This window comes from Siphonobacter sp. BAB-5385 (assembly GCF_002261125.1).
Classification (GTDB): Bacteria; Bacteroidota; Bacteroidia; order Cytophagales; family Spirosomataceae; genus Siphonobacter.
Genome location: NZ_NMPS01000103.1, coordinates 19,972 through 30,812, shown reverse-complemented (window position 1 = coordinate 30,812; position 10,841 = coordinate 19,972). Strand labels below are relative to the sequence as shown.

At 48.4% G+C, this 10,841-nt stretch carries 6 protein-coding genes and 1 pseudogene; 3 read left to right on the top strand and 4 right to left on the bottom strand.

The window, feature by feature from the left end:
* Together BWI93_RS28175 and mfd are read right to left on the bottom strand one after the other, a co-directional pair.
* A pseudogene (locus BWI93_RS28175) lies at positions 1-204 on the bottom strand (gliding motility lipoprotein GldJ); the annotation flags it as partial.
* A gap of 203 nt (positions 205-407) precedes the next feature.
* Positions 408-3,812, bottom strand: coding sequence for a transcription-repair coupling factor (gene mfd / locus BWI93_RS10725; RefSeq protein ID WP_094811108.1), 3,405 nt, complete (start codon positions 3,810-3,812; stop codon positions 408-410).
* Between the two features lie 265 nt (positions 3,813-4,077).
* Here mfd and pnuC point away from each other — a divergent pair, with 265 nt between their 5' ends.
* The 3 genes from pnuC to BWI93_RS10710 all read left to right on the top strand — a co-directional run bounded on the left by pnuC (position 4,078) and on the right by BWI93_RS10710 (position 7,332).
* On the top strand, positions 4,078-4,674 hold the full coding sequence (pnuC, locus tag BWI93_RS10720) for a nicotinamide riboside transporter PnuC (protein ID WP_094811106.1): 597 nt from the start codon (positions 4,078-4,080) through the stop codon (positions 4,672-4,674).
* A gap of 115 nt (positions 4,675-4,789) precedes the next feature.
* Positions 4,790-5,206: a Holliday junction resolvase RuvX gene (gene ruvX / locus BWI93_RS10715; protein WP_094811103.1), complete on the top strand. Its 417-nt coding sequence runs from the start codon at positions 4,790-4,792 to the stop codon at positions 5,204-5,206.
* Positions 5,207-5,502: 296 nt separating this feature from the next.
* The gene (locus tag BWI93_RS10710) at positions 5,503-7,332 is read left to right on the top strand and encodes a glycogen synthase (protein ID WP_094811112.1); all 1,830 of its coding nucleotides are present in this window, start codon (positions 5,503-5,505) and stop codon (positions 7,330-7,332) included.
* Positions 7,333-7,404: 72 nt separating this feature from the next.
* Here the strand turns inward: BWI93_RS10710 and BWI93_RS10705 are convergent, their stop codons facing one another.
* Both BWI93_RS10705 and BWI93_RS10700 read right to left on the bottom strand, forming a co-directional pair.
* Positions 7,405-9,252, bottom strand: a complete 1,848-nt coding sequence (locus BWI93_RS10705) for a beta-N-acetylhexosaminidase (RefSeq protein WP_094811101.1) — start codon at positions 9,250-9,252, stop codon at positions 7,405-7,407.
* Positions 9,253-9,459: 207 nt separating this feature from the next.
* Positions 9,460-10,503, bottom strand: coding sequence for a N(4)-(beta-N-acetylglucosaminyl)-L-asparaginase (locus BWI93_RS10700; protein ID WP_094811099.1), 1,044 nt, complete (start codon positions 10,501-10,503; stop codon positions 9,460-9,462).
* Positions 10,504-10,841: the final 338 nt, after the last annotated feature.

Here is a 10,841-nt window from a genome sequence, read left to right as displayed (position 1 = left end):
ACCGCCTTCGATATACACCAGGTTCGGTCCGGTGGGCTGACCTTTAAAGCTTTTCGGCGTCGAGAATCCTTCTTTTGCGTTATAAGCAATGCCTGTGGCCGTACTATTTTTCCCAATGTGACCACTATCGGGTCTCTTATTCTTCTTACAGGCTGTTGTTAGTAACACTAAGGCCCCTAACAAATAAACTGACGCAATTCTCATCATTGCAGGTATATGGTTTGGAATATCGCTTTTTACGTGTTTAGTATTTCAAGGCGTTGTTTCTTAATTTCTGAAAACAACGCCTTGAAAGCTCATTCAGTATCTCACAAAAATAGAAGATTAGCGGGAATTACTTGATAACCGTTCGTTCATTCCTAAAGGCTTTCTCCTTAAAATACGCATTACTAGATGAATCTCATTCGTTACGCTACTGAAACTTTCTCGCCCGAACTTACCATTTGACCCAGTAATTGATCTAACTCGGTAACCTGACGTAAGTTTTCAGCCTGTAGCTGAAGTTTGCCTTTGACGTCCTTGAGTACCACTTTGCGTGGGTTAGCTTTCACAAAATCAAGAACTTTGCCAAAACGCTCAGACTGGAAATACGCCTCATTCTCACCAGAAACGAACGTTCCTTTCAATGTATTTTGTTTGAGCGTTAATTTTTCAAAACCAATTTGTTCCGCTTTCCAACGAACCCGTACCAGATCAACCAAATCGCGTACTTCTTCGGGGGCTGGACCAAATCGGTCGGTTACTTCCGAAAGAAAAGCCTGCAATTCGGCCTCGTTTTTCATATGGTCGAGGCGGTTGTATAAACTGAGTCGCTCCGAGATGTTAGATACGTAATTCTCGGGAATCAGGACGGGTAAATCCGTCTCAATCTGGCACTCTACCCGCAGATTGTTCGCGGCTCGGGCCAATTCATCGGCAAACAGGTCTTTAAACTGCGTTTCTTTCAGCTCCCGAACGGTTTCGTCCAGAATTTTATGATACGTCTCAAAGCCTAAATCGTTAATGAAGCCACTTTGTTCAGCTCCCAATAAATTTCCTGCTCCGCGAATGTCCAAATCCCGCATGGCAACCTTGAATCCGTCCCCCAATTCGGTGAATTCTTCCAGGGCCTGTAACCGCTTCCGGGAATCCGTACTCAGCAACGACAAAGCAGGCGTCAACAAATAACAGTACGCCTTTTTATTGGAACGCCCGACGCGACCCCGCATCTGGTGCAAATCGCTCAAACCGAACAACTGAGCCTGATTAATCAGGATGGTATTGGCATTCGGAATGTCCAGACCCGCTTCAATGATGTTCGTTGAAATCAGAACGTCGTATTCGCCTTCAATGAATTTCATCATGACTTTCTCCAGCCGGTCCCCGTCCATCTGCCCGTGAGCAATACCGATTTTCGCGTCGGGTACGAGCTTCAGAATCATATTACCCAGCGACTCCAGATCGCCAATGCGGTTGTGAACGAAGAAGACCTGTCCACCCCGCTTCATTTCCCGCATCACCGCATCCCGGATTTTAAGTTCGTCGAACACCATCAATTCCGTCGTAACCGGCTGGCGGTTCGGCGGCGGCGTAGCGATCACTGACAAATCGCGGGCTCCCATTAACGAGAAATGAAGGGTACGCGGAATGGGTGTCGCCGTTAACGTAAGTACATCGACGTTAAGCTTGAATTCCTTGAGCCGATCCTTCACTTTCACGCCAAATTTCTGCTCCTCATCCACAATCAGCAAGCCTAAAGCCTTGAATTTGACGTCTTTGCCTACAATCCGGTGCGTACCGATGAGAATACTCGTTTCCCCCGACTCCACACGTTTGAGCGTTTCCTTGATCTGCTGCGTCGTTTTGAAACGATTGATGTACTCCACTTTTACCGGAAAACGCTCGAAGCGATCCCGGAATGTACGGTAATGTTGCATGGCCAGTACCGTTGTAGGTACCAGTACGGCCACCTGTTTGTTATCCGAAGCGGCTTTAAAGGCGGCCCGCATGGCCACTTCCGTCTTCCCAAAACCAACGTCCCCACAAACCAGACGGTCCATCGGGTGGGGTTTTTCCATATCCTCTTTCACCGCCGACGTAGCCTTAGCCTGATCGGGCGTATCTTCGTAGAGGAAGGACGATTCCAGTTCTACCTGTAAAAATGTATCGCGGGAATAGGGGTAGCCGGGAGCTAGTCGGCGTTTGGCATACAGCTCGATCAACTCGGCAGCGATGTCTTTCACCTGCCGTCTGACTTTTGCTTTCTTGTTCTCCCACTCCGGCGAACCCAGCTTGCTCAACGAAGGTTGCGTACCTTCCTTCCCCGTGTATTTGGCGATTTTGTGCAAGCTCTGTACGTTGACCACCACCGTATCGTTATCGCGGAACACCAGCCGGATTCCCTCCTGCTGGTGATCGCCTATGTCAATCTTTACCAATCCGGCGAAGCGGCCAATGCCGTGGTCAATATGCGTTACGTAATCACCGGGAGCCAGCGTTTTGAGTTCCCGTAAGGTAAGAGCCTTGGATTTACTAAACTTGTCTTTGATTCGGTACCGATAAAAGCGATCAAAAATCTGGTGATCCGTAAAGCAGGCAATCTTGAGCGTATCGTCAATGAAGCCTTCCCGCAAGGATACGTTCACGCCCTGAAAACGGACGCTATCATTGGCTTCTCCCACAATCGAAGACAGTCGCTCCAGTTGCTTCTGTGTTTCTGAAACCACCACATTGGTATAGCCTCGATACTGCTGTTCGTGCAGGGTTTCGATCAGTCGGTTGAAATCTTTATTGAAACTGGGTTGGGGTTTCGAAGCGTAATTGATGCGAAGTTCGCTGGCTGGAAGCGTACTTCCGTCGGCGGGTTTGAAGTAAAATCGCTTCCCAAATTCAACGCTCGGAAATTCCTTGATCTGGTTCAGGAAACCCCGCCGGGTTTCAAACAATTGCGAGGGTTCGTGAATGACTTTGATTCCCCCACTCCGTTCGAGAATCGACTGAAAACTCTTCTCTACGTTTTCAAAACAGATGCCGATCAGCTCCAGCGTTAATTCTACGTCTTTGAACCAGATACGGGTCGTCTCTGGAAAGAAGCTCAGAAACGAATCCCGGCTTTCCTGAATCAGTTTGGTCTGTACATCCGGGATAATATTGATCCGGGAAACGGATTCCTTGGACAATTGCGTATCTGGATCAAAGGTACGGATGGATTCTACTTCATCCCCAAACAGGTCGATCCGGTACGGAAATTCATTGGCATAACTGTATACGTCGATAATCCCACCGCGAACGGCAAACTGCCCGGCTTCGTACACGAAATCGGTTCCCTCGAAATCCTGACTCAGCAGAAATTCGGTCAGGAATTCCGTATCCAGTTTTTCTCCCACTGAAATGGTAAAGGTATTCTTCACCAGCGAGCGGCGATTGATTACTTTCTCGCTCAGAGCTTCGGGATACGTAACAATTAGGGTCTTATTACTTTTATCGTTAATTCGGTTCAGTACTTCCGACCGCATCAGTACGTTGGCGTTGTCGATCTCCTCGTACTCATACGGCTTTTTGTACGACATGGGGAAGAGCAACACGTGATCTTCGCCCAGTAGATTTTGCAGGTCATTGTAGAAGTAAGCCGCTTCTTCCTTATCGGACAAGACCACCAGCGAAGCCGCCGGATGATTTTGATAGTGGGCCGCTACAAGTACGGCATCCAGGCTACCCGTAATTCCTTTAATCTGTAAGTGATAATCGTCGGGTTGTTTACTTTGCAGTCGTTCGCCCATGAGCCGGATAAAAGCGTCATTCCGATACAACGTCAACAAATCTTTAATCAGCATACGGTTTATTTTGTAGCTTTCGCTCTGGGCTATTCGCTTTTCGATGAAATTTGTTCGTAAAAACCAAAGGGCTTTACCTACGAATTCTAGCTAATTCTGTACCAGCAAAACCAGGCCTTTAGTCGCGTTCCTGCAAGGTTGATCTGATTGCACCGAACGCAGTAATCCCCGCCGTATGCCGACTATTTCGGTACCGACGAGGGGCTTTATAAAAACGACCAGAACCGGGGCAAAGTTCAGTATTTTATCAATTTAACCACTCTAAATGAACGTATTTCTGAGCTACCTCCAAAGCAACTGGCTCGAGTTAAGCGGCGTTAGTACGGGGATCATCTGCGTCTGGCTCAATACGCGGCAAAACGTCTGGGGTTTCTTCTGGGGACTGATCAGCGTGGGGCTGTACACCGTCATTTTCTGGGAAGCCCGCCTCTACGGAGATATGGGATTACAAATTGTCTTTGCTCTGTTAAGCATCTATGGTCTGTATCAATGGCTCTATGGTGGGGTCGGACATACCCAGCTTCACGTCCGAAAACTTCCCCGGCATTTCATTGGCTGGTTACTGGCTCTGACATTAACCGGAACGGCTCTGCTAAACTGGATCTTAACCCGTCTAACGGATGCCAGCCTACCCTTGCTGGATTCGTTCACGACTACGGTGAGTCTGATCGCCCAGTGGATGCTTGGACGCAAGTTTATTGAGAACTGGTACCTCTGGCTTTTCGTCGATCTGATTTATGTCGGCATATACGTCTATAAAAATTTGTATTGGACGGCCTTTCTTTATGGCGTTTATCTAATACTTTGCGTAGTAGGTTATCGGGACTGGAAAAAAGATTTATCCCCCGTTTCACTGGCCTAGTGTAAACTTGTATGGGTTAAGTTCCTAGTGGTGAATGGGTTTCGGGTGAAAGCTTCTTTTGCTTTTTTCTGCAGACCTTACGTCTGGGAAATTAATCTTCTAATTATTTAAACCATTGGCACGAATTCTTGCTATAGATTATGGTACCAAACGCGTGGGACTCGCAGTAACGGATCCTTTGCAGTTGATTGCAACGGCTTTGGAAACGGTTCACTCCAAAGACGTAATGAACTTTTTGAAAGCATACTGTCAGCGGGAATCCGTAGAAGCCTTTGTGGTAGGCATGCCCACAAACCTCGACGGCACGGATACATCCAATACGCCGCACGTCAGGGGGTTTGTTCGCCTGCTCCGCAAGAACTTCCCGGACACGCCCGTACACGAACACGATGAGCGGTTTACTTCCGTCATGGCATTGCAGGCGTTGATTTCAATGGGTACAACCAAGAAAGACCGCCGCGATAAGGGCGTAGTAGATCGGGTATCAGCAACGATTATTTTACAATCCTATTTAGAAACTCGCCGGGTATAAACAACTATACATTAAGACACGAAAGGCCGCCAGCTTTAAGCGTCTATAACATTCTAAGGTGGAAACAGGTTTTCTTTTCACTACACATTAAAATTCGCTAAGGATTCCCGCATAGGGTAGGTGAACGTAGTGGAAAAGTCGGTCAATTGTAGAAAGATTGGCCGAGCTTGGCATAAAACTTTAGAATTATTTTAGACGAATAATTCCCTTGAAAAATACCATTCTATATTTGGCAGTTCAAGAAGATTTAGGAAAAACGCGGTTTACATTCACAACATTTACATTTATGCTTGGCTATGGCTTTCGAAGTAGAACCCATTAAGCCCAAAATACGGCCTCGACTCCTGATTGAAATTGCCTGGGAAGTATGCAATCAGGTAGGGGGTATTTATACGGTAATCCGCTCTAAGGTTCCGGCAATGGTCGAAAAATGGGGCGACGATTATTTCCTGCTTGGGCCTTACTTCCCAGAAAAAGCCTTGGCTGAGTTTGAACCGATTACCGATCTGGATGATTCGATCCTGGGTAAAACCGTACGAAAAATGCGGGAAATGGGCTTCGACGTACAGTATGGATACTGGCTCGTGACGGGTAAACCCCGCCTGGTGCTGTTCAATTTCAATACGCTGTATGATCGGCTCGACCAGCTCAAGTACGACCTCTGGAATCATCACCAGCTCTCCACGCTTAATGCGGAGGATCTGGTGAATCAGGTGGTGGCTTTTGGTGAATGTGTTCGGGTTTTCCTGAATGAATTGTCAAAAGATCACAGTGCACGCTATGATATCACGGCTCATTTCCATGAATGGATGGCCGCTACGGCTCTGCCCGATCTGGCTCAGGAGGCTCCCAAACTGGCAACCGTTTTTACCACCCACGCCACCATGCTGGGTCGGTATATGGCTCCCAACGTGCCTAACTTTTACGACAATTTACCCTCGTTTAACTGGCTCGAACAGGCGAAGCACTTTGGCATTGAAACCCAGGCAACGATTGAATACCTGGCCGCTCAGAACTGCCACGTCATGACGACCGTTTCGGACGTAACGGCTCGGGAATGTGAGTTTTTGCTCGGTCGTAAGTGTGATTTGACGCTGCCCAATGGGCTTAACGTGACCCGCTTTACGGCTACGCACGAGTTTCAAAATCTGCACGTTCAGTACAAACAGAAGATTCATCAGTTTGTGATGGGTCACTTCTTCCAGAACTATTCTTTTGATCTGGACCGTACCCTGTATTTCTTTACATCGGGCCGTTTTGAGTATTCCAATAAAGGCTATGACCTGACGCTGGAAGCTCTACACCGACTCAATGCCAAGCTACAGGCCAGCAACTCGGATATGACGGTGGTAATGTTTATCGTTACCAAAAACCCGGTTTATTCGATGGATGCGGATGTCCTGCAAACGCGAGCGGTAATGGCTGAAATCCGGCAAACCTGCGAAGCAATTGAACGGCAAATCGGCGAACAACTGTTCATGGCTTCAGCTACGAGCAACGACCTGAAAATGCCGGATCTCAATCAGTTTGTGGATGAATACTGGCAGCTTCGCCTTCGCCGTACCATTCAATCCTGGAAGACGCATCATTTACCCAAGACGGTTACGCACTATCTCAAGCAGGAAGATGCCATTGTGGATTTTCTGCGGAAGTCCAACATGCAGAACCATGAAACGGACCGGGTAAAGATTGTGTATCACCCCGATTTCATCGCGTCAACGAATCCGCTGTTCGGGATGGATTACAGTCATTTCGTACGGGGTTGTCACCTGGGTATTTTCCCGAGTTACTACGAGCCCTGGGGCTATACGCCGCTGGAATGCGTGGTACGGGGTGTACCGACCGTGACGAGCGACCTTTCGGGTTTCGGTGATTACATGAATCAGATCATGGCTGATCCGGAAAACTGGGGTGTCTACGTACTAAACCGGAGCGAGCAGGATTTCCATCAGGCTGCTGAGACGCTTTCAGAACTGCTGTTTAAATTCGTACGGGCTTCTCGCCGGGATCGGATCATGCAGCGGAACCGTACGGAGAGCATTTCGGAAGTATTTGACTGGAAAAACCTCCGTAGCTATTACGATACGGCCCACGATTTGGCTCTCAAGCGTCGTAAATACAGTTAAGCTCATTATCCCTATAAAAAAGCCCGTCGTACCACTTGCTACGACGGGCTTTTTTATTCCACTATGCTTCGATTAATTTTTCTTTCTGGGCTGTTTATCAGGCATCGGCGTACCATTCACCAGCGTAGTGGTAGCCACCACACTTCGTAATCCTTCGGGTGTAATCACAATGGTTTTCAGATCCACACGACGGTTTTCGGGAATGGTCAACGCAAGGGGTTTGGCGTACAGATGCGTCGTTTCATTGGGAGCGTATCCATCGATGCTGTAATAAATTTTAGCTCCTTCAACGGGCGACTTCAGATGAATCGTGAACTGATTCCCCCGTAACGTATCTTCGGCGGGCATACCAATAGCCGTTGGTACGCGGTAGACCCAGTTACGCTTTTCCATACTCCGTAAATAATCGGGTACCCGTTTTTCCGAAAACTCGGTATATTCTTTCCGGTTTACCGGCGACCAGGCTACTTCCGCCAGAGCCAACGCCCGGGGAAACAACATGAAGGAAGCTTTCGCCGGGGTGGGAATATACTCCGTCCACAAGTTGGCCTGTACTCCTTTGATATGTTTTTGCTGTTCGGCCGTCAGCTCTTTCGGCGTTGGGTCGTAAGAATAAACCTTCTCCAGCGTCAAGAATCCGCCGATGGCCAGCGGCTCCTGTTTGCGGTCTTTTCCCTGGTAATGGTCGATGTACAGGTGACTGTTGGGCGTCATGATGACGTCGTGATTTTCCTTCGCCGCAGCAATCCCTCCCTGTTCGCCACGCCAGCTCATCACGGTAGCGTTGGGAGCCAGACCACCTTCCAGAATTTCGTCCCAGCCAATGATGTTACGGCCTTTTGAATTCAGGAATTTTTCGATGCGTCGAATAAAATAGCTTTGCAGGCCGTGCTCGTCTTTCAGATTTTCTTTCTTGATCAGATTCTGACAAAATTCTGATTCCTTCCAGCGATCCTTCGGGCATTCATCGCCTCCAATGTGGATGTATGGCGAGGGGAAAATGGCCATTACTTCCGTCAGTACATTTTCCAGGAACGTAAAGGTTTCTTCTTTTGGACAGAATACGTCTTTGTGGACACCCCAGGTGGTTTGTACTTTAAAAGGTCCCGGCGTACAACCCAGCTCCGGGTATGCCGCCAACGCCGCCGTAGAGTGTCCTGGTAATTCAATCTCGGGAATGACGACAATGTGCCGGTCGGCCGCGTACTTAACGATGTCACGGGCTTCGTCCTGCGTATAAAATCCGCCGTACTTGATGCCATCGAACTGTTGTGGCATCCGATCACCGTATCCCCCGATCAGCGTTTCATCACGAAAAGCTCCTACCTGCGTTAGTTTGGGATACTTTTTAATCTCCAGCCGCCAACCCTGATCTTCGGTTAAATGCCAGTGGAAACGGTTGAATTTCAGCCGGGCCATTTCGTCAATCATTTGTTTGATGAACGATACGGGCATGTAATGCCGACCTACATCCAACATCAGACCTCGATAGCCAAACCGCGGATGGTCTTCGATGGTAACGGCAGGGATCTCTGTTTTTCCTTCCGGAAACAATTGCAGTAATGACTGTAAGCCATAAAACAGGCCCGCGTCTTTCCCTGCAATCTGAATGCTTTGGGCAGTAGCCTTCAACTCGTAACCTTCGGCGGGTAAACCCGTTTTTTCGTTAAAAGCAACAAAATTCGACGAGGGAGCTTTGGCTACTACTTTCAATTCATAACCCGCCTGCTTCTTCAGGTACTGATTGAGTAAAGCCGCCAGTCGCTTCGCTTCGGGCGTAGACGCTACCAGTTGGGTCTGAGCATTAAAACGGAAAGCTCCGGAACCCTGTTGCAGGGATACCGGCTGAGGAATGAGCGACTGCCCAAATGTGGCTACGCTGGCCGCCGCCAGAAAAGCGGAAAGTACGAAACGTTTCATGTACAATAGGTTTCAAAAATGAGCAGTTACGCCGCACTTTTGGAGTAAACTGGATCAGGCGAAGCGAGTCTCATCACTGAGAAATCTGCTTCAGCGTACGGCAAGATACGAGCCTTTACTTTCGCAATGGTGGCGTACCCGCTGTACCGGATCTGAACAAACGTGTGCACAGAGGCCTGCAAACGAATGCACAATTTTGGATCCATTTTATTTGTAGTAACTCTCGGCCATGAGCACCTTGCCACCATCGTCGCCCTGGGTAACGGAGTAGCTAAAGCCTTTGTTGACGGAGTAAGCTCCCACTTCGCCCTTCAGGTTGATGGCAATAAAACCTACCTGAAATTCTTTCGCTTTTGTAGGATTGATTTTCACCAGCCGCTCCACGGCTTTTTTGCAGGCTTCCATCGGCGTGGCTCCGTTTCGCATAAACTCAACGACGAGGTGTGTTCCGCCCAGACGAATCACTTCTTCTCCCTGCCCCGATGAGGTGGCTGCTCCAATTTCGCCGTCTACATATAAACCAGAGCCGATTAAAGGAGAGTCGCCAATACGGCCCCGCATTTTGAAAGCCATACCGCTGGTGGTACAAGCTCCGGCCAAGCGGCCTTTTCCATCCAGAGCAATCGTACCCATGGTATCGTGGTTGAAGGAACCGTCCTCAAACTGATTGGGAGCAAACGGTCCACCCGCTGCCCGTTTAGGCGTTTTCCCCTGCTGTTGTTCGATGTTCATCAGGGGTTTATACTCGGATTTTTTCAGCCATTCCTTGTACGCTTTGGCGGCGTCAGCGGAAAGCTCGGCAGACTCCAGTTTAAAGCCATTGGCCACGGCGAACTGCTGGGCTCCCTCGCCCACCAGCATGACGTGCGGCGTGGTTTCCATGATTTTACGAGCTACGGAAATCGGGTGCAAAATGCGTTCAAGCCCCGCTACCGAGCCACAATCATATTTTTCATTCATGATACACGCGTCCAGCGATACGTGGCCTTCGCGGTCGGGATACCCCCCCAAACCTACGCAGCAGCTAATTTCTTTTTCAATGGATTTAGCGGCTTCCTCGACCGCATCCAAAGCATACCCACCAGGTTTGAGTACTTTCCAGGCGGCTGCATTTACGGCCAGGCCGCTATCCCAGGTGGAAACGACCAGTGGTTTGGCCACCGCAGCCTGCGGGCCAGCGATTAGTGAGCGTACCGGAGCGAAGGTTACTGCCAGTGTGGACCAGCGAAGGAAGGATCGACGCGTTGTCATGTGTGAAGTGTGATCAATAAATGAAAGGGTCTTACTGACGTTATCAACGAATTACTGAAGTAGTAACTCATTTTCGACGTTGTTTTTTATTTTTGATACGAGCGTGCCTGCGAACAGGGTAGTTTTCCTGATTTTACCAAAATCGCTCAATTTAATGGTGAAGATGCCAAATCATTGGCGTACCTTCTTTATAAAACAGACTGGATTTTTAAATAATTTGTTAATATTTTTAAGAAACAGGTGTTTATTTACAATAAAATTTCAAAAGTACAATCATCTATCGATATAATACCTTCCAACCAAATAATCTGATTTTTATTACATACGCCTAACCCTCT